Here is a 20439-nt window from a genome sequence, read left to right on the forward strand (position 1 = left end):
CGGGATGAAATCCCTCCTGCACTCAAGCTAGAACTGCGCCAGAAAACGCTGATCGTTTTCGTAAAAAAGTCGAATATCGTCAATGCCGTATTTGAGCATGGCGATCCGCTCGATCCCAAGGCCAAAGGCGAATCCGCTATATACTTCAGGATCGTATCCGACCATTTTAAATACCTCCGGATCAATCATGCCCGAGCCCAGAATTTCGAGCCAACCGGTTTTTTTGCAGACTCTGCAACCAGCTCCATCGCACATCACACAGGCAATATCCACTTCGGCGCTGGGTTCGGTGAACGGAAAGAAAGAGGGGCGAAAACGCAGCGGCAAATCCTTTTTAAACATCTTCTGGGTAAAGACGGTTAAAACGCCTTTGAGATCGGCGAAGGAGACGTTTTTGTCGACTAAAAACCCTTCAACCTGATGGAACATCGGGGTATGGGTAATATCGGAATCGCAGCGATATACCTTGCCTGGCGCGATGACCCTCAGCGGCGGCTGCTGCGCTTCCATAATTCGGGCCTGCATTGGTGAAGTATGCGTTCGCAGCAGTACTGAATCACTCACATAGAAAGTGTCGTGCATGTCCCGCGCAGGGTGATGGGCGGGGATATTGAGCGCTTCAAAATTATAATAATCCAGCTCGATGTCAGGTCCTTCAGCTACAGAAAATCCAAGATTTTCGAAAATTGCACAGGTCTCATTCATAACCTGGCTGATTGGATGCAGCTTCCCTGGAGCTGGATAGCGGCCGGGCAAGGTGAGATCAGGCCCCGTATGCGATCTGGAACCGTCAGGCGAAGCCTCGAGCAGCTGTTGTTTTGCCTCAAACAGTTTTTCTATCTCAGCTTTAATACTGTTAGCCAACTGCCCGACCCGCGGTCGGTCTTCTGCCGGCACTGTGCCCAGCTGGCGCATGATCGTGCTGAACTTTCCTTTGCGGCCGAGAAAACGGACGCGGAAATCTTCCAGCAGGCTTTTATCGTCCAAGCTCTGCAGGTTTTGCCTGGCCTCGGTTTCTAAGCTCTGTAGCTCTTGTTCCATGTTGAATGTAAAAGTTAGGTGCAGAAAGAAACAACGTGCCGGTTATTGGTTGTTACAATTCGTAACCAATGACCGGCACGCAGAAAAAAAGCTAGCGGGGAAAACTGTTATGCGTTTGCTTCTTTGGCTATCTGAACAACTCTGGTAAAAGCATCCGCATCAAGTATCGCCAGATTGGCGAGCACTTTACGATCGAGATCGACATTGGCCTTTTTGAGGCCACCCATCAATTGACTGTAACTGATCTCGTTCATCCGGGCGCCAGCATTAATTCTGGCGATCCACAGACGACGGAAATCTCTTTTCTTGGTACGTCTGTCGCGATAGGCATAGACCAATGCGCGGTCAACAGCTTCCGTTGCACTCTTATAAAGACGTGAACGACCGCCTCTGAATCCTTTGGCTATCTTCAGTACCCTGTTTCTTCTTCTACGGGCTTTAAAACCTCGTGTTACGCGTGGCATCTCTTAACTCCTTCTATTCCAAGCCGACACAGTGCGGCAGGTTCTTAATACGGTCCAGACAAAAGCGTTTTTCAATAAGACAGAACAACACCCTCATCAATTACATGTAGGGTAAAATCCGCCTGATTCCTTTGTAATTTGCCGAATCAACTATATCAGCTTGACGCAGACCACGTTTACGCTTGGTCGATTTCTTGGTCAGAATGTGACTGGAAAATGCTTTATTACGCTTGATTTTTCCAGATCCAGTCAGTTTGAAACGCTTGGCTGCGCCCCTGTTGGTTTTCATTTTTGGCATGACATTTACTCCTTTACACCTCAATATTTCGGCTGTTGAAGGTAAGTTAAAAGTATCAGCTGGAGAAATGATACAGCATTCAACAGCAATTGTTTTTATATAATTTTGAGCTTAACGGGGCTCTTACTGCATACTTATACTTTCGGGCCAACAAACATAACCAGTTGGCGACCTTCCATTCGTGGCGGCTGGAGGATGATGGCATCCTCGGCTAGTGCTTCGGCAATCTTATTCATGGCATCAACACCGATTGTCTCACAATAGACGATTTCCCGGCCTCGAAATCGCATGGTCAATTTTACTTTATTTTTAGCGGCGAGAAACTTTTTAACATGATTGATTTTAAAATTAAGATCATGTTCGTCGGTTTTGGGTCGAAATTTGATCTCTTTTGTTTCTACAATCGTCTGTTTCTTTTTAGCTTCCTGGGTCTTTTTCTTCTGCTCGTAGCGGAATTTATCGTAATTCATGACCCGACATACCGGCGGATCCGCATTTTCCGAGACGACTACCAGGTCAAGTCCTGCCTCGTTTGATATGTTTCGTGCTTCTTCTGTTGAAACAACACCCAGCTGGGTTCCGTCATCGCCTATAAGTCTGACGTTGGGAAAGCGGATAGCATCATTCATTAATGCTTTATCATCACGTTGCACTGGACCAGTCTTTCCTCTTTTATTAATAACTTTACCTCCCCGATTCTACGAGCTTAATATTGTGTTGTTTCCCGGTGTTTCTTGTTTTTTGGGTTCCGGGTTTATTTTACATTAATTATTTTTATGAGTTTGCTGCATAAACTCCGCCTAAAAGCTTTGCGGGACTCTTGTTTGTATTCGCTTGACGGGTATTCTTCACAATCCCCCCTTGAGGGGGATAAGTTCATCTTTTAATCACTAACCCCGCCCAAAAGACTTGCGGGACTCTTTTCAGTACTCGCTTGACGGGTGTTCTTTACAATCCCCCCTTGAGGGGGATAAGTTCATTCACGAAATAATTTTCTTGTCAAAAGCACAAGAAAATTATTTCTAATTCACTAATAACCCCTGCCAGCCCGAACTTCATCTGCAATACGTGCGGCAAATTCAGGAACAGTCATCGGCGGCAGGTTCTTCCCGTCGCGAAGACGGATAGTAACCGTATTGTCGGCTTTTTCTTTGTCCCCGATAATAAGCATATATGGGATTTTTGCAACTTGTGCTTCCCTGATTTTATAGTTCAGTTTTTCATTGCGCAGATCTTTTTCAATCCTCAGACCTGCCTTACGCAGTTCGTTGAATACCGTCTCAGCGTATTCCGCCTGATCGTCGGTGATGTTGAGAATCCGCGCCTGTACCGGAGCAAACCAGAGAGGAAAGGCTCCGGCATAATGCTCGATCAATACTCCGATGAAACGCTCCAGTGACCCCATCAGTGCACGATGGATCATGATCGGCTGGTGCTGACTATTGTCGGCACCCGTATAACTCATTTCGAACCTTTCAGGAAGATTAAAATCAACCTGAATGGTGGAACATTGCCAGGATCTACCCAATTGATCCTTTATTTTAATATCGATCTTTGGGCCATAGAAAACGCCTTCACCCGGGTCAAGCATATAACTGAGTCCCTTTTTTTCCAGGGCCAGTTTCAGCGATTCGGTAGCCTTTTCCCAATTTTCGTCGCTGCCGACAGATTTCTCCGGTCGGGTCGACAGATAAACATCATACTCATCAAAGCCGAAAGACTTGAGGATATGCAGATTGAGATCAAGAATATTAAATATTTCGTCTTCCAGTTGATCCGGGCGACAGAATATGTGTGCATCATCCTGGGTAAAACCGCGAACTCGAAAAAGGCCATGTAATGCCCCGGCTCTTTCGTAGCGGTAGACGGTGCCGAGTTCACACCAGCGAACGGGCAGGTCCTTATAGCTTTTTTTCTGGCTGTTGTAGATGCCGATGTGGAAAGGGCAGTTCATCGGTTTCAACTGATACAGTACTTCGTCAATATCCATTGGCGAATACATGTTCTCGTTGTAAAAATCGAGATGACCGGAAGTCTGCCACAAATCCTGCCTGGCTATATGCGGGGTATAAAGCAGTTCGTAATCATGACGATAGTGTTCGTCTTTCCAGAAGTCCTCAATGAGCCGACGTAGCTGGGCGCCTTTGGGTTGCCAGAGAATCAAGCCGGGTCCGATTTCATCCTGAATCGTGAAGAGCTCCAGCTCTTTGCCGAGTTTGCGATGATCCCGTTTTTTAGCCTCTTCCAGGGCGTTGAGATATTTGCTCAGGTCTTTTTTGTCATAAAAAGCTGTACCGTAAATACGCTGCAGTACATCTCTCTCTTCGTCACCGCGCCAGTATGCTCCGGCAACGCGCAACAGTTTGAATGCCTTGATAAAAGAGGTGTTGGGCAAATGTGGCCCGCGACACAGATCGACGAATTCGCCGACATGGTAAAAAGAGACAGTGTCGGTTTGCAGGTCTTCGATCAGTTCAACCTTGAACTTTTCCTGGTCTTCGCTGAATTTTTTGATCGCCTCGGCACTGGGTAGCTCTGTACGAGTGAATGGCAGAGCTTGACGCACCAGTTCGGCCATTCTGGTCTCAATTTTTTCAAAATCGTCAGGGCTGAATGGCTCGTCCCTTAAGAAGTCGTAATAAAAACCGTTTTCAATAGATGGTCCAATAGCAACCTTGACATCTTTGCCGAAAACATCTCTGACGGCCAGTGCCATGATATGGGCGGTGCTGTGGCGCAGGATATCTAGAGATTCATCGGAGCCGATCTGAATCGGAGTAAGAACCGTATCACCATGTAAAAGCGTGGTATAGTCAACAATAGCGTCGCCAATTTTGGCCGCTACGGTAATCTTACGCTGTTTGTTGGAGAGGAGGGAAGCCAGAGCATCCTGAACGCTACTGCCTGCAGGTACGGTGGTTGATTCTCCTCCTGTAAGGGAAACGGTTATATCAGTCATGAATTTTTTCTATATAAAAATAAAGGCTAAAGAATTAACACCCTGAACAGATGGTGTTCGCACTTTAGCCTTTTATCTTTGGTAGGCGCGGAGGGGATTGAACCCACGACATCCACCACGTCAAGGTGGCGCTCTCCCACTGAGCTACGCGCCTGGATAGCTATACTAGCCTCGAAAACGCTTGAAACTTTTACACAACTCCTTCCAGGCTTGGCAAGAGCCATTTATTAACATGATTGAATTTTCCGCGCAACACCTTTTAGCGACTTAGAAATAAATTTCTTGTGCTTTTTACAAGAAATTTATTTCGTTAAGGAGCTTATCCCGCAAATCTTTTGGGCGGGATTAGTGGCTAATTATCAATATTCTTGTGCTTTTTACAAGAAATTTATTTCGTTAAGGAGCTTATACCCGTCAAGCGAGTACTGAAAAGAGTCCCGCAAATCTTTTGGGCGGGATTAGTGGCTAATTATCAATATTCTTGTGCTTTTTACAAGAAATATATTCCGACCTTGGCGATGACTTCAGTCCCAGAACGCTTGTCGGTTGGTGGAGTGGAAGCAATATTATTTTTAGAAGATTGTACGTATAAACTACTTCCGCGTTGTTGCGCGTGCCTCAATTGCCTTGGCCAGGGTGTACTTATCGGCATATTTAATATCCATGCCCATTGGAATGCCGCAGGCTAAACGGGTGAGGTGGATGGGTTCGACCTGCAGGATGTCGATGAGGTATGAGGCAGTAACTTCGCCGGGTACGGTGGAACTGGTCGCTATTATCACTTCTTTTATAGTGCCGCTTCGCACCCTGGCCACCAGCTCCCTGATCTTAATTTCATCGGGTCCAATGCCGTCCATTGGCGAGAGAACTCCATGGAGGATATGATAATGTCCGCGGAAACTGTCTGTTTTCTCGATGGCGATGAGATCGGCCGACTGTTCTACGACGCAGACGATCTCTGATTGTCGGCGGGAATCACCGCAGATTGCGCAGGGATCGGATTCCGAAAAAGAAAAGCAGCATGAACAGAGCTGGATGGAGCCGTGCAGTTCAGCGAGGGCCCCGGCCAGCTCCCTGGCAAGGGCGGGTGGCTTGCGCAGAATATTCAGCGCGAGCCGGGTCGCTGTTTTTCGACCAATACCGGGTAGGTGTGCCAGTTGATCGATAAGCCTTTCCAGAGCTGGAGGGAGAACCTGCATGGGACTCTTACGGCTGCATGAAATTGGTAAGCCCCGGGAGGTTGAGCCCACCGGTGAGCTGACCCAATTCCTGCTTGCTCAGTTCTTTGGCCTTTCTGAGAGCGTCGTTGGTTGCGGCGACGACAAGGTCTTCGAGCATACCGCTTTCTTTCGGATCGATAACCGCTTTTTCAATGGCTATAGAAAGGACATCCCCCTGGCCGTTGACAGTAACCAGGACCATACCGCCTCCGGCACTGCCGGTAATAGTTTTTTTGGCAAGGTCTTCCTGGATTTTGGCCATTTTTTCCTGCATGGCTTTCGCCTGCTGCATAATCGTACTAAGGTCCATTTTTATCGTATTCCTGAATTGAATTTATCTGCTTCTCGGGCCGATGCGGATATCTCCGACCTGGCCGTTAAAGATTTCAGCAGCCATGACGACAAGTGGATCGTTGACTAACTGTTGTCTTTTACGGTGCGGCGATTCATCGCCGTTGACATCGGTTGTTTCGTCTATTTTGGGGAGAATGAACCGCACTTTCAGTGGTTTTTGGAAAAAATCTAACGCAAATTCCGTCAGGAGTTGATGGTTCTCCTTCTGGCGAAGGAGCGAGCAGTTCGCCGGGTCACTGTAGCTGAGGTGTAACTCCCCGTTGATGTCCTGTTTGATTTTGTCTGCACGCTGCAGATCCTGGGCCATCCAGACTTTGCGCTCACTGATATATTTGATGAAATCGAGCCAGTCTTTACGAATATCTTTTTCATGAGGACGGACTTCAATCGGTTTGGCTGGCGGAGGAGCCGCTTGGTGTTCTGGCGCGGGGGGTGGTTGAGCAGGCTGCTCGGCGGCAACAGGGGGGCTTTCCGGTGTTGTTGTCTCTTTTTCTATCGGTGGCTGCGGAGAGACAGGTGGGGCTGAGGATTCAATTTTTTTTTTAACCTCAACCGGCTTCTTCTCCTGCAACATCTCCTGCAGTGGCGTTGGTTTTTCCGGCAGTGCCGCAAGCATCGCATCAAGTCGGCTGAGGAGAGAACTTACCGGAACGACATTCGACGCTTCTATTATTTTTAGAAAAGATGTCTCCAAGGTGAGGCGGGGCTGCGCAGAAAATTTAAGATCATCGGCCATCGCCATCAGCAGTGAAAGCTTCAAATGCAGTGTTTCGCTGGTATAGTCGGCGGCAATCTCCTGGAACTGCAGGAGTTCTTCGCCGGGAAGATCGATCAGGCCGGCACATCCTTCGATCTTGCAGAGCAGAAGGGTCCGGAAATAGTCCATGAGATCTTCGACGAAGCGTTTGAGGTCCATGCCGAAATCGAAAATTTCCTGCAGACTGAGAAAAACTTCGCTTTTATTCCCATCAAGTAGCGCCTTGGTAAGACGCATAAGCACATCCCGGCTTACCAGTCCCAAGACCTCGACGACATCCTTGTTACTGATAGCTTTCGCCCCGTAAGAAAACATCTGATCAAGGAGGCTCAAGCCATCCCGCACAGAGCCACCGGCTTCTCTGACGATAAGAGAAAGTGCCTCGGGGGCTATTTCAAAACCTTCGGCGTGTACCAGTTTTTGAAAATGGTCAAACAATTCTTTAGCCGAAACCCGTTTCAGCTCATATTGTTGGCAACGGGAGAGGATGGTAATGGGAATCTTATGGATTTCGGTGGTGGCAAACATGAAATAGACGTGCGCAGGGGGCTCTTCCAGCGTCTTCAGCAAGGCGTTGAACGCCTCGGTGGTCAGCATGTGTACTTCGTCGATGATAATAATCTTGTATTGTGACGAGGTGGGGAGAAAACGTATCTTTTCTTTAAGCTCTCGTATTTCCTGGATGCCTCGGTTGGATGCACCATCGATTTCATAGAGGTCGAGCGAGGAGCCGGTGGCAATCTGTCGGCAGGAGGGGCACTGGTCGCAGGGCCGACTCTCAGGGGCAGCCTGGCAATTAATCGCTTTGGCCATAATGCGGGCCAGTGTGGTCTTGCCGACGCCTCTTACTCCGGAAAAGAGAATCGCATGGGCAACCCGGTTGCGGATGATACTGTTTTTAAGTGTTGTGACCACAGGGCGTTGGCCAATCACCTGATCAAATGTCTGCGGTCGGGCTTTTCTGGCGAGAACGAGATAAGACATGCAACACCGGGGCTGGTAAGAGTGAGTGGCTGGCTGGGCGATGAAAAAAATGATAGCCGGGTTACCTGCAACACACAAAGAGGTTCACTGCCGTTGCTTCCTTCCGGACCTGGCGGAGTTGGTGATTCTTTGTTGCACAGGGCCCGGCTATCAAAGTCGAACTCATAATTGGCGGAGAGGGTGAGATTCGAACTCACGGTACTCGCGTACACACGCGTTCCAGGCGTGCACCTTAAGCCACTCGGTCACCTCTCCTTCTCAAATGCTCTGAAAAATGTGAGGTACTATGTAAACTGTCGTCACCCTTTTAGCAATCAAAAAGTATGCATTTTCCAAAAAAGTGCTTCCTTTACTTTGTTTTTTCTTTTCGTCGAGCCTGGAAAAAATTTTTCAGCAAGGCCCCGCACTGTTCGGCAAGAACACCGCCGACGATGTCTATCTTGTGGTTCAAAAGGCCATCCCGGCCTATTGAGTAGAGGGAGTTGACCGCACCGGTCTTCGGGTCGGCAGCACCATACACCAGACGTTCTATCCGGGCAAGGATCAGGGCTCCCATACACATCACGCAAGGTTCCAGGGTGACATAGAGTGTTGTGCCCGGAAGCCGATAGTTGTGGAGTTGTTCTGCTGCACTTCTGATGGCGATGATTTCCGCATGAGCCGTTGGGTCGTGTCTGCCAATGGGGTTGTTGCCGGCTGCCGACAGCAGTCCATCCGGGCCGATAAGCACTGCGCCGACAGGAACCTCTCCGCATAGGGCAGCTTTTTCTGCCTGCAGTAAAGCCTGTTGCATCCAGTAGTTATCAATGGTCATCGAGGCGCGTCCTGATGATGGCTGCTGTTGCCGGGGAACTCGGGAAAAATATATTCATACAGTTTTTTTAAGGGCGACGGGGTCAGGAGAGTCCTTTTATTTGCTTTTTTTATTTTTTGACCATATAAGTATAACAGGCGGTTACATTTTTGAAACTTCTTTTACCTTCTTGTAATCCTATATGTATAAAGTTTTGATATCCGATTCCGTTGAGACGACAAAGGCCAGTTTGATATCTGCCCTGCAGGACAGGTGTGAAGTGACTTGTATCGCCAATGAAGCCGAATTTCAAGCAGAAATAGAAGCCAATCAGTTTGACCTGATCTTCCTTGATACCGATTCGCTTGAAGGAAAGTCGATGGCCCAGCTTCACCAGATCCACACCAGGAATCCGTATCTGCCGATCATCATGACCAGTCAGGACGAAAAAGCGGAACTGATCGTCCAGGCGATGAATACCGGTGCGAGTGATTTCCTTGTTCATCCGACACCGACCCGCGTAAATATTGCGGTGGATAAAGCCCTTGAAATTCGTGACCAGAAATTTGAGATTGCCTATCACCGGCGCAAGCAGGACGTGGTGTATGACTTTAAGGACGTCATCGCTTACAGCCCCAAGATGAAGCAGATCCTGAAAAGTCTGGCCAGGTTTGCTAAAACGGATTCGACGATTTTGATCACCGGGGATACGGGCACGGGGAAGTCGTTTTTATCCGGAACCGTACACTTCAACTCCCCGAGGCAGAAAAAACCTTTTGTTAAAATAAATTGTGCCAACATTCCCGAAGATTTGCTCGAATCCGAACTGTTTGGCCATGAAAAGGGCTCCTTTACCGGCGCCGATAAACAACGGATCGGCAGGTTTGAGCAGGCCAGCGGCGGCACCATTTTTCTCGATGAAATAGGCGAGATGAACATGCGGCTGCAGACCAAGCTGCTCAGGGTGCTTGAAGAAAAATCTTTTGAAAGGGTTGGCGGCAATAAGACTATTCACAGTGATGTCCGTATCATCGCCGCAACCAACAAGGATCTGGTGCAACAGGTCGCAAAGGGCCTGTTTCGCGAGGACCTCTACTACCGGATTAATGTCCTGCCGGTTTCGCTTCCCTCGCTGCGGGAAAGAAAAAAATGTATTCTTCCTCTGGCCGATCTTCTCCTGAAAAAAAATTGTAATTCAAGCAATTGTGAGATCAGGGATTTTAGTGAGAACGCCAAGCAATTGATGATTGATTACGACTGGCCGGGCAATATCAGGCAATTGGCGAACACTATTGAAAGGGCCGTGATCCTTGAAGATGACACGATTATTCATTCAGCTAACCTGGCGCTTCCCGGAAAAATACAAAAGTATTCGACAGAAAAACAATCAGGGGACGGCGACCATGACCATTCGATTGCCAGATTAGAGGTGAACGAATCCCTGGCGGAGCAGGAAAAAGAACTTATTCTGCGCATTCTCGAAGAGTGTTTGTGGGTACAGAAGAATGCCGCCGGCAAACTTGGGATCAGCCCAAGAGCCCTGAACTACAAGATCAATAAACTGGGCATTACTCACCCGCACTGGCGGCGCAATAAAAGGGTCGAAGAATGATTACTCGACCCTGGTCAGCATCTCCTCAATCACCGTAAGCCCGGTCTGCCAGAAGGCGGGACTGTTCAGGTCTATAGCGAAGGGGTGCAGCAGAACGTAGGGGGATTGTGAGCCGCCGGCCGAAAGAAGCTGGAGATATTTCTGCACAAAAGGTTCTCCTTCCTGCTGGTAGATCCCATACAGGGCTAAAACCAGCAGCTCGCCAAAGGCATACGAATACACGTAGCCGGGCGTCGATAAAAAATGGGGAATGTAGGACCACCAGATCGAATAGTCGTCACCCATGTGCACCGAATCGCCGAACATCGCCCGCTGGGTCGACATCCAGTATTCACTTAATTGTTCACTGCTGAGTTCCCCTTTTTGCCGCCTTCCTTCGTGCATCAGCTGCTCAAAACGGTTCATCGCTGTCTGTCTGAAGACCGTCGCGAAAATTGATTCCAGTTTCTGACAGATGAACGCCCGCCGTTGCTGATCGTTTTCCAGAAGTTCCAGTTGACTGTTGAAGACGAGCAGCTCGGCAAAGACCGAGGCCGTTTCAGCCAGCGGCAAAGGGGTGTCGCTGTTGAAATGTCCCTGGCCTGCCGCAAGAACCTGGTGCACCCCATGGCCAAGCTCATGGGCGACCGTGGAGACGTCCCGCAGATTGCCGGTGTAGTTCACCAGCACGTAGGGGTGCACCTCGGGGATGCAGGGATGGGCGAAAGCTCCGCCGCGCTTGCCGGTAGCCACCGGGGCGTGAATCCACTTGCGGGAAAAAAACATTTCGGCAATTTCGCCCATCTTGGGAGAAAATGCACTAAATGAGGAAAGGACCGTCTCCCGGCATGCCACCCAGCCGATTTTTTGCGTCGGCAAGGACGGAAGAGGGGCGTATCGATCGTAGTCTTCTAAGCGGTCGAGACCCAGCAGCTGCCGTTTGACGTGGTAATAGCGATTGACCAGATCGTAGCGCGAGGTGACTGTTTCTATCAGGGTTTCAACCGTAGTGTCCTGCAGTTCATTGTGCAGATTCATGGAACTGACCCAGCTGGTATGCTTACGAAGCCGGTCGGTAATCATTTTGTCTGCGGCCAGAGTGTTAAAGATATGGGTGAGGATATGGTTGTTTTTTCTGAGTCCTTCGGTCATTTCGGCTGCGGCGGTCTGCCGAATACTGCGCTCTGAATCGTAGAGGTCGGTAAGCACCTCTTCTTCCGATCTGTCCTTTGGACCGAACTTGAGATCACTGAGAATTTTGCTGAAAAGCGTGGTCCAGGCATTCCGGCCCACCGCCTCTTTTTCCAGGAGTAACTTTTCCTCCAGTTCGCTGAGCTGGTGGGGGCGATATCGTCTCTGGGCTTCGAGATAGTGGCGATACTGAGTGAGTTGGGGGCTGGCCAGCAGGGTCATTGCCTGTTTATCGCCCACCTGGTTCCATTCCAGCTCAAAAAAGACGATTTCTGTCCCGCACTTGCTGTATAATTCATGGATCCGCTGATCAAGTGCACCTGCCTTGGCGTTGGCCATCTGGGTGGTGAAATTGAGAAAGGAGAAGGTGCCAAGCTTGGTCAAGGTACAATCGAGGTTTTCCAGTCTCCTGACGAGCGTGAGCAATTGTTCTGCATTCAGTTCAGCAACTTTGCCGTAATGACTTTTGTTGATTGCGCCGGCCTCTGTTTCGCACCAGGCAATATCGGATTCTATATATGGATCCTCTATGCCGGAATATAAATCTGTCAAATTCCACAGGATGTCGGTAGTGCCCAAGGTGGTATTCAGTTTCGCTGTCTCTGACATGGCTGCCTCCATTTTTTTCAGCGTAAGCCTTTGATAAACGGGCCAACCGCCTCTGCCCCTTGTTCTTCTACCAGGCGAATCGTCTCCGAGCCGATAACCGCCATGTCGGCCTTGCCGGTAATGGCCGCGACATCATTGTGGTTCCGGATGCCGAAGCCAACGGCAATCGGCAGGGACGTAGCTGCTCTGCATCTGGCAAGATAGGCATTGAAATCGTCGTCGAATTCGGATTTTTTCCCGGTCACCCCGCGACGGGCGGCGCAATAAATGAAACCGGCAGCCGAGTTGTTGAGTTTTGCCATCCGTTCATCTGTTGAGGTTGGGGCAAAGATGAGGATCGGCGCAACCTGGAACTGCGTGGCCAGCTGAAAAAAAGCTTCACCCATTTCCGGCGGCAGATCGGGAATGATAAGCCCTTTGACGCCCGCACTGAGGCAATCCCTGAAAAACCGTTCTTCACCGTATTTGAAGATGATATTGTAGTAGGTCATGAACAGGAAGGGAATATCATGCAGTCGGGACATTTCCGCGCCGAAAGCCATGCAGTCGGCGACAGTAGTGCCAAGGGCCAGACTGTCCTGATTGGCTTTCAGGATGACAGGACCGTCGGCCATGGGTTCGGAAAAAGGTATCTGCATCTCAATGCAGTCGACCCCGTTATCAACCATCTGGGCGATAACCTGGCGGTTGGTGGCAAAGGACGGATAGCCGAGGACGATGTGGGTCATCAGCAGAATTTTCTTCTGTTCCAGTCGGTTGCGTAAGATTTTTTCCAGTAGCATTATATTTTCACCATCTCAAAATGTTATTTATCGTATTCTTTGCCGCGGGCGATAATAAACTCCTTCCATGAAGGATCGTTAAAGGCGTGGGCGATGGTAAAGATATCCTTGTCGCCCCGGCCGGATTGATTAATGATAATGGCATCATCCGGGCCAAGAAGAGGGGCTTCCTTAAAGGCCTGGACAAAACCGTGGGCAGATTCGAGGGCCGGGATAATACCCTCCATGCGCATGGTTAGATCGAGTGCCTGCATAACCTCATCGTCGGTGGCAGAGGCAAACCGTACCCGCTTTTTCTCAGCCAGGTCGGCGAGAATCGGACTGACGCCGACATAGTCGAGCCCTGCTGCCACTGAATGGGTTTCGAGCATCTGTCCGTCGTCGTTTTGCAGGAACATGGTTTTATAGCCCTGGGCCACCCCCGGGCTGGCATCGACACCGCAGAGCCTTGCTGCGTGATGCCCTGTTGCAATGCCTTTGCCCCCGGCCTCAACGCCAACAAGTTCCACGGCATTGTTGTCAAGAAAACCCTGGAAAATCCCCATGGCGTTGGATCCTCCACCCACACAGGCGTAGACCCGTGCCGGTGGTTTGCCGTGCTGCGCCAGAATCTGCTGCTGCGCCTCGGTGCCGATAATTGATTGAAACCAGGAGACCATCTCGGGGAAAGGGGCGGGACCGCAGGCAGTACCGAGGACGTAGTGGGTGGAATCGACGTTGGTGACCCAATCGCGGAAAGCCTCGTTGATCGCATCCTTCAGAGTTTTCGAACCGTCTTTTACCGGGACGACGGTAGCCCCCATTTTCTCCATCCAGAAGACATTGGGGCGCTGCCGCAGCATATCGACCTCGCCCATATATATTGTACACTCCAGACCGAATTTGGCCGCCATGGTCGCCGTCGCCACGCCATGCTGGCCGGCGCCGGTCTCGGCGATCACCCTTTTTTTGCCCATTCGTTTGACCAGCAGACCCTGGCCCATAACGTTATTGGCTTTGTGGGCTCCGGTGTGGTTGAGGTCTTCACGTTTGATATAAATCTTTGCTCCGCCAAAGTGGCGGGTGAGGTTTTCGGCAAAGGTCAGGGGGGTAGGCCTGCAGGAGTAGGTGGACATAATGTCGAGGTATTGCTGCCAGAAATCCGGATCCTCTTTGGCTTCTTTAAAACTGCTTTTCAGCTGTTCAAATGTCTCATGGAGGATTTCCGGGATAAACGCGCCACCCCATTTGCCAAAAAAACCGTCTTTGTTCATTATCGTCTCCATATAATATTTAATGCGGGGTTTACTTGAATGTCGATGAAGGTTTCTGATAAGCTGATAAAAATATCACACATACCTTTCAGGTAAAGGAGAACAGTATGACCAGAGATGGCGAAGTTGTAAACAACCCGATAATCGAATCAGACAAAGTATTGACCTTCCCCCGCGGCATTCCAGGGTTTGAAAAATACACTACTTATATCGTTTATCACAAGGAAGAAAATGATATCAGCGCCTTTTGGCTGGAATCCTGCGATGACCCAAGTGTCACGTTTACTCTGGTCGATCCCGGTCAATACGGGCTCAGTTACGAGTTGGAACTGACCGACGAAGAACGCGATCTCCTGCAGGCGGAAAAGGCGGAAGAGCTGGGCATATTCATGGTACTCAGCAAAAAAGAGGCTGGCGCTAAAGCGATGCCGATAATCAATGCAAATATTATCGGCCCGATAATAATAAATCCACGAACCCAGCTCGCCCTGCAGAAGGTCATCTTTCGCTCCCGGGTACAGGCAACTATAGTTCAGGAGAATTGATGGTGCCGTAAAAAATGACCGAAAGGGCAGAGAAAACTTCACTTGCTTCGTGGTTCGCCCGGAGGGAGTGCCCTTGCTTGAAGAAGTTGTTTTCGGCAGGTCGCCGCAAAATCTTCCGGATAGTGTCCGTTGATAAAACGGAGCTGGGCTTCACTGAAAGCCCCGGGAGATTCCGGTAAACGGGGAAGAAAGGCATAAAGAAGAGGCTGTGAAGGCCCACTTTTTTCATTTAACCTTTTTGAATATTCAATGGAGGTAACCATCTTTGCGCCAATCCCGGCGAGTGCCTTCTGGGCCATCAGGATACCCGTATCGAGGGAGCGGCGCACGCGGCTGCTGCATTCAAAAATATTCCCTGCCAGACTGCCGTCTGCTGCGGGCAGGGTCATGAGCTGCAACTCCCACTGTGAGGTCTGCGCTTTCGGAACAAAGAGCATGACCCTCTCATCGTACCAGACGATCAGGCTTGCCTCCAGGTCTTCACGACCGTCCATCCGACGATTGGCCGCTATCGCTCGTCGATAGTCCGTAAAAAAATCACTGGTATAGTCCTGTCGGTATTGCTCTATTGCCGCAGCGACAAGATCGCCGCAGCTGTAGGCGGATATCTGGCCGACTGATTGTGCGGTCCCGTAATGATAGCAGTCAACCTGGTCCGGCACCATGGCATACTGCTGGTGAATCTGCTGATGCGAGGCGTGGAGTCGATACTTGGAGGGCGCGAAATCGAAACCAAAATTCCAGCCCCATAATGTTGCCGGAGCATCTCCCGAGCGTTTTGCCTCGGCGACGACCGCTAATCTAAGTGCCTCCAGTTCTTCTTCCGTCAAAACCCTTTGCGGATGGGCCGTGAATGTTGCCGGCAGATGAGCGCCGAGTTCTTCCGCCAGCCGGATATAGCTGCGTTGATAGTAAAGATATCTCAAGCCTTTAATATCGTGCGAACTGAGGGCGTCGATGGAATAGCGGATGGCATCGTCCGCCATATTGGCGGCATAGTGACCGCCGGGAATATAGGAATTACGACGCAGATATTCAAATACATGGCTGTGCTTATCCTTTGGCCATTCACCGACAATTTCGCTGCCACCCTGGGCGCCGGGGCGGATTACCATGACTACTTTATAGCTATCCGGCAGGTGTGGATTATTGGCGACGGCTTCAAAGAGGGCATGGTTATGGATGATCGGTTTAATTGCACCTGATTTCTTTTTTCTGTACTTCAGACCGATCGGCTGTTCCCCATCTTTAATTATGCCACAGCTCAGTTCGGCCAGCTGCTGCAGATCTTGCGGATCTGTCGAACAGGTTGCCAAAGCCAGGAGAAGCGGGTCGGGCAGGTCGGCCAGGAGTGATGTGCTGATGTTGTTCCGCGTAAGTATCCTGCTGAGAGAAACGGCCTCCGGTTGCGGCAGCCTGATGCGCTCCGGTTTTCTGGCACTGGCATCGGCCCATTCCTTGTCAATATAGGTCCTGCCCTTGAAGGGGAAAGGATTGGGAATCTCAAAAATCCAGTCGGCAGCATCCACTGCAACGTTTCCCTCAGGAAAATTCCTCTCGTTATCAACCGGATCGTTTTCCTCCGTTCGCCCAAGAGGTTCTATGCTGGCGGACTGTCTGAGGTTGGTGACCCGGTAGGCAGGCTTATGGATGGCATACTGAAATGTGCCGTGGGGGGTTACGCATGTTGGTAATCGTTTCATGATTCAGTCCTTCTCTTGCCACAGGCCAAGAGCCTGTTGATAAATCTGCGACCGTGACAGGCCAAGATCATCCGCCAGGCGGCGGCTGACATCCTTGAGCGAGAGTTCCGAGTTATCCCGGTACCAGAGGAGCAGCTCTTCCACCGTCTGGCCCTGCACTTCTTCCTGTACTCCAGGCCAGATAATGACGACAAATTCACCCCGGTTCCTGCCCTCCTGACTTTTTGCCAGCAGACTGCTTATCGTGCCATGCTGCAGATCCTCAAAGTTTTTGGTCAGCTCTCTTGCCCAGAAACATTGGCGCTCGCCAAATATCGCCAACGCGTCAGCGAGAAGTGCGTCAATCCGATGGGGCGACTCATAAATGACAATTGGATATTCACTGGCCGCAAGAGAGGTGAGCTGTTTGCGTCGCTGCCCTTTTTTGGATGGAAGAAAACCGAGAAACAAAAAACCGGAAGAGGTCATTCCCGAGGCGGACAGAGCGGTGGTGAGAGCTGATGGTCCCGGGAGCGGTACCACTGTCACGCAGTTTTCCTGGAGGAGTTGAACCACCACTGCGCCCGGGTCGGAAATACCGGGAGTGCCGGCGTCGCTGACCAGAGCAATATTGAGCCCTTCCTGGAGTCGCTGCAGGATTTCTTCGCTGCGTTCCACTTCTTTTTCCCGGTAATAACTTATCAGCGGAGTCTCGATGTTGAAATGATTGAGCAGTCTTTTGGTATGCCGGGTGTCTTCTGCAGCAATAAGATCCACTTCTTTGAGGGTGCGCAGGCACCGCAGGGTGATATCTTCCAGGTTGCCTATCGGGGTAGGAACGATATAGAGGGTTCCTGTTTTGGTTGATACAGCAGAGGGCATGTGTTTGCTCGTGGTAAAAGAAATGGAAGTGAAAATATTTGGTCAACAGTATGCTCAATTGAGAAAAAAATTGCATCTGCTTTTCTTGACTCGATCCTGGCCGATGTATATGAATATATGATCAGATATACTAGAAAAGGAGGGGTAATGGGAAGCGACCAATGCATCGGGCGGATTGTTCATCAGGATAAAGTGGATCTGGCACGGGCGCATGACCTTGATCCCGCCCAGGTAGAGCAGCTCTGTCAGCTTTTCAAGGTATTTTCTGAGCCGGGTCGATTGCGGATTGTTCATGCCTTGCTGCAGCAGGAAATGTGTGTCTGCGACCTGGCTGCATTGCTCGATGTGTCTGAGTCGGCAGTCAGTCATCAGCTGCGCCTGCTGCGCACCATGGGACTGGTTGTCAACAGGCGTGAAGGTACAGTCCTTTACTATCGACCGGCTGATCGACGTCTGCTGGGATTAATCAGGTTTGCCCGCTCGCTGCTGGAAGATGAGCAGGATTCTCTCAATGGGAAATAGAGGTGTTTCATGTTACCAATATTAATAAAACTCCTGCAGGAAATCTGGCATATCCTGCTCGATTCATCATTTTATATTTTGATGGGAATCACCATCGCCGGTCTACTGCGGGTAATTCTCAATCCGAATACTGTGCTCAGGCACCTGGGGCGTGGCCGATACAGCTCCGTTGTTAAGGCAGCTTTACTAGGCGTACCGCTGCCGCTCTGATCGTGTGGTGTGCTGCCGGCGGCAGCATCGCTCAGAAAGCAGGGGGCCAACAAGGGGGCGACTACCGCGTTTCTTATTTCCACCCCTGAATCAGGGATAGACTCGATGGCTATAACCTATGCCCTCCTGGATCCGATTATGACCATTATCCGTCCGGTGGCGGCGTTTGTCACGGCGATGATGGCGGGCTTTGCCGAAAATCTTTTCTTCTGGCAGAAAAACAACGAGGAAATAGCGGTGGATAAAAGTTGCCCGGTGGATAATTGCTGTGATGGGATTGACTGCCCGGACGAAGTCCATAAGAAACATCATACCTTGGTCGAAAAAGCAGTTGCCGGAGTGCGGTTTGGCTATCAAGAGGTCTGGGGCGATATTGTCGTCTGGTTTTTTATCGGCGTTTTGCTTGCGGCGGCAATTACGGCCATGGTGCCTGAGGACCTGATGGCGACTCTTTTGGGCGGCGGCCTCAGCTCCATGCTGGTTATGCTGGTAGTGGGGATACCATTGTATATCTGTGCCACAGCCTCGACGCCTATTGCCGCAGCGCTGATTTTGAAGGGGGTCAGTCCCGGCGCAGCCCTGGTTTTTCTACTGGTTGGGCCGGCGACCAATGTTACCTCTCTTTCTGTTTTGACCGGTATTCTCGGCAAAAAAAGCACCGCGCTGTATTTAACTATACTTTCCTCGTGCGCGGTGCTTTTCGGCCTGGGAATCGATATCCTGTATCAATGGCTCGGTGTTTCCCCTCGGGCAATTATCGGCAATGCCTCGGAATTGATTCCGGCACAGGTCAAACTGGTTGCGGTCGTCATTTTGCTGGCAATTTCAATTAAACCGCTGGTTGGGGCAATTCGGCAGAAATTTGTCGCGAAACCGGACCAGACGACTTTTATCAGTCCGTTTCCGCCGGTTCCGTCATCTGGCCAAAACAAGGCGAAACACCCCGGCAAAGAGGCAGCCGATCATTGCAGTTGTTGTAAATAACAGCTACGCTACGGTAGCGTATATGGATTGAAAAATACAGTTTGCTGCAGTTACAAAAACCGTACAAACGATAACGTATCACATCACTGAAGGAGGAAGATGAGCAAGCATATCGGAATCTTAACGGCAGGTGGGGACAGTCCGGGGCTGAATGCGGCCATCCGGGGCATCGGTAAATCGGCGCTGGCCACAGGCAAAATGCATATACTCGGTTTTCGTGATGGTTTTCGCGGTCTCATGGAAAATCGGACCATGCGGCTCGACCGGGAGACGCTTTCCTCTATCCTGACGAGGGGAGGAACAATTCTTGGCACCAGCCGTGATAAACCGCACAAGATGCCCGTCGGCAGTGAAGTTATGGATATGACCGAGGTTATCTGCGATAATTACCGGCGGCACAGCCTCGATGCCCTTATCTGTATCGGCGGCGGCGGAACCCAGAAAAATGCCTATCGACTGGCCCAGAAAGGGCTCAATATTCTGACTTTGCCCAAGACCATCGACAATGACGTAGCCATGACTGATACGACCTTTGGCTTTCATACCGCAATGGAGATTGCCACCGAAGCAATCGACCGGCTGCATTCTACTGCCCACAGTCATCATCGTATCATCGTCGTCGAAATTATGGGCCATAATGCCGGCTGGCTGGCGCTGGGAGCAGGAGTGGCCGGAGGAGCCGATGTGATTCTTATTCCGGAAATTCCCTATGACCTGCAGTCCGCAGCCAATGCCATCCGCAAACGCCAGCAGCGCGGTACCAACTTCAGTATTGTCGCCGTCGCCGAAGGCGCCCTGAGCGTCGAGGATCATGCCAAGCTCACTGACCTAAATGACATGAAGGCAAAAGCCAAGGAGAAGGGTGACGGCAAGGCGCTCAAGAAAGTGGCTGCGGCTCTCCAGGAATTTTTGCGACAGCGGGGAAATCACACCTTTAGGCTGAATCAGGAACTGGAAGCCATGACAGGACTGGAGTCAAGGCTGACCATTCTTGGTCACACCCAGCGGGGGGGAACACCGTCTGCTGCAGACCGCATGCTGGCCACCCGTCTGGGCAGTGCCTGTGTGGATTGCATTGAACAAGGCGAATACGGGGTGATGGTTGCGGTGCATGGTGAAGGCACCAGGACTGTTCCTTTGAAAGAAGTCGTCGGGAGAAAAAAACTGGTCCCTCTTGATCATCCATGGATTCGTGCCGCGCGAAATGTCGGCACCTGCCTGGGCGATTGATTTTATAAAGCCGATGCACCCAGGCGAAGCACCGGTGTATCTTTCGACAGGTATCTTCTGAACTGAATGCCTGTTTTTTCACCCCTAC

Annotated in this window: 19 protein-coding genes, 2 tRNA genes and 1 other RNA gene; 5 read left to right on the forward strand and 17 right to left on the reverse strand. The window is 50.4% G+C overall.

Annotation, left to right across the window (positions count from 1 at the left end):
• Positions 1-27 precede the first annotated feature (27 nt).
• From pheS to tadA, 12 genes are all read right to left on the reverse strand, one after another.
• The gene (pheS, locus tag FCL47_RS21660) at positions 28-1041 is read right to left on the reverse strand and encodes a phenylalanine--tRNA ligase subunit alpha (protein WP_136815816.1); all 1014 of its coding nucleotides are present in this window, start codon (positions 1039-1041) and stop codon (positions 28-30) included.
• A gap of 107 nt (positions 1042-1148) precedes the next feature.
• A complete protein-coding gene (gene rplT, locus FCL47_RS21665; RefSeq protein WP_136815817.1) occupies positions 1149-1505 on the reverse strand; it encodes a 50S ribosomal protein L20 in 357 nt (118 codons plus the stop codon).
• 100 nt (positions 1506-1605) lie between these two features.
• Positions 1606-1803 (reverse strand): 50S ribosomal protein L35, encoded by a 198-nt coding sequence (gene rpmI / locus FCL47_RS21670; RefSeq protein WP_136815818.1) that lies wholly within the window; start codon positions 1801-1803, stop codon positions 1606-1608.
• A gap of 134 nt (positions 1804-1937) precedes the next feature.
• Positions 1938-2456: a translation initiation factor IF-3 gene (infC, locus tag FCL47_RS21675; RefSeq protein WP_255580803.1), complete on the reverse strand. Its 519-nt coding sequence runs from the start codon at positions 2454-2456 to the stop codon at positions 1938-1940.
• A gap of 377 nt (positions 2457-2833) precedes the next feature.
• Entirely contained in the window at positions 2834-4762 is a 1929-nt protein-coding gene (thrS, locus tag FCL47_RS21680) for a threonine--tRNA ligase (protein WP_136815819.1), read from the reverse strand.
• A gap of 79 nt (positions 4763-4841) precedes the next feature.
• Positions 4842-4916: transfer RNA gene (locus FCL47_RS21685), tRNA-Val, on the reverse strand.
• A gap of 439 nt (positions 4917-5355) precedes the next feature.
• Positions 5356-5961 (reverse strand): recombination mediator RecR, encoded by a 606-nt coding sequence (recR, locus tag FCL47_RS21690; protein ID WP_136815820.1) that lies wholly within the window; start codon positions 5959-5961, stop codon positions 5356-5358.
• 7 nt (positions 5962-5968) lie between these two features.
• On the reverse strand, positions 5969-6292 hold the full coding sequence (locus tag FCL47_RS21695; protein WP_136815821.1) for a YbaB/EbfC family nucleoid-associated protein: 324 nt from the start codon (positions 6290-6292) through the stop codon (positions 5969-5971).
• Between the two features lie 24 nt (positions 6293-6316).
• Positions 6317-8077, reverse strand: a complete 1761-nt coding sequence (gene dnaX, locus FCL47_RS21700; protein ID WP_136815822.1) for a DNA polymerase III subunit gamma/tau — start codon at positions 8075-8077, stop codon at positions 6317-6319.
• Positions 8078-8128: 51 nt separating this feature from the next.
• An RNA gene (gene ffs, locus FCL47_RS21705) (signal recognition particle sRNA small type) lies at positions 8129-8226 on the reverse strand.
• Positions 8227-8246: 20 nt separating this feature from the next.
• Positions 8247-8332: transfer RNA gene (locus tag FCL47_RS21710), tRNA-Ser, on the reverse strand.
• A 94-nt stretch (positions 8333-8426) separates the two neighbouring features.
• Positions 8427-8891 carry a tRNA adenosine(34) deaminase TadA gene (gene tadA, locus FCL47_RS21715; protein WP_136815823.1) on the reverse strand — a complete coding sequence of 155 codons (465 nt, stop codon included), beginning with the start codon at positions 8889-8891 and terminating at the stop codon, positions 8427-8429.
• A 181-nt stretch (positions 8892-9072) separates the two neighbouring features.
• Between tadA and FCL47_RS21720 the strand changes: the two genes are divergently transcribed.
• Positions 9073-10482, forward strand: a complete 1410-nt coding sequence (locus FCL47_RS21720) for a sigma-54 dependent transcriptional regulator (RefSeq protein WP_136815824.1) — start codon at positions 9073-9075, stop codon at positions 10480-10482.
• Here the strand turns inward: FCL47_RS21720 and FCL47_RS21725 are convergent, their stop codons facing one another.
• Genes FCL47_RS21725 through trpB form a run of 3 tightly spaced genes read right to left on the reverse strand, consistent with a single transcriptional unit; the run spans position 10483 to position 14296 of the window.
• Complete coding sequence (locus FCL47_RS21725; RefSeq protein WP_136815825.1) at positions 10483-12261, reverse strand: M3 family oligoendopeptidase; 1779 nt, start codon at positions 12259-12261, stop codon at positions 10483-10485.
• Between the two features lie 17 nt (positions 12262-12278).
• A complete protein-coding gene (gene trpA / locus FCL47_RS21730; protein ID WP_136815826.1) occupies positions 12279-13043 on the reverse strand; it encodes a tryptophan synthase subunit alpha in 765 nt (254 codons plus the stop codon).
• Between the two features lie 23 nt (positions 13044-13066).
• A complete protein-coding gene (gene trpB / locus FCL47_RS21735) occupies positions 13067-14296 on the reverse strand; it encodes a tryptophan synthase subunit beta (RefSeq protein ID WP_136815827.1) in 1230 nt (409 codons plus the stop codon).
• Between the two features lie 107 nt (positions 14297-14403).
• On the opposite strand from trpB, the gene fliW reads away from it, so the two are divergent.
• A complete protein-coding gene (gene fliW, locus FCL47_RS21740; protein WP_136815828.1) occupies positions 14404-14841 on the forward strand; it encodes a flagellar assembly protein FliW in 438 nt (145 codons plus the stop codon).
• A gap of 38 nt (positions 14842-14879) precedes the next feature.
• Here fliW and FCL47_RS21745 read toward each other — a convergent pair whose 3' ends face one another.
• Positions 14880-16544: a hypothetical protein gene (locus FCL47_RS21745; RefSeq protein ID WP_136815829.1), complete on the reverse strand. Its 1665-nt coding sequence runs from the start codon at positions 16542-16544 to the stop codon at positions 14880-14882.
• Between the two features lie 3 nt (positions 16545-16547).
• A complete protein-coding gene (gene rsmI / locus FCL47_RS21750) occupies positions 16548-17405 on the reverse strand; it encodes a 16S rRNA (cytidine(1402)-2'-O)-methyltransferase (protein WP_136815830.1) in 858 nt (285 codons plus the stop codon).
• 147 nt (positions 17406-17552) lie between these two features.
• Here rsmI and FCL47_RS21755 point away from each other — a divergent pair, with 147 nt between their 5' ends.
• The 3 genes from FCL47_RS21755 (at position 17553) to FCL47_RS21765 (ending at position 20351) form a co-directional block, all read left to right on the forward strand.
• A complete protein-coding gene (locus FCL47_RS21755) occupies positions 17553-17927 on the forward strand; it encodes a helix-turn-helix transcriptional regulator (protein WP_136815831.1) in 375 nt (124 codons plus the stop codon).
• 9 nt (positions 17928-17936) lie between these two features.
• Entirely contained in the window at positions 17937-19121 is a 1185-nt protein-coding gene (locus FCL47_RS21760; protein ID WP_153306390.1) for an SO_0444 family Cu/Zn efflux transporter, read from the forward strand.
• A gap of 99 nt (positions 19122-19220) precedes the next feature.
• Positions 19221-20351 carry a 6-phosphofructokinase gene (locus FCL47_RS21765; RefSeq protein WP_136815832.1) on the forward strand — a complete coding sequence of 377 codons (1131 nt, stop codon included), beginning with the start codon at positions 19221-19223 and terminating at the stop codon, positions 20349-20351.
• The last annotated feature ends 88 nt before the right edge of the window (positions 20352-20439 follow it).

This window comes from Desulfopila sp. IMCC35006 (genome assembly GCF_005116645.1).
Lineage (GTDB): Bacteria > Desulfobacterota > Desulfobulbia > Desulfobulbales > Desulfocapsaceae > Desulforhopalus_A.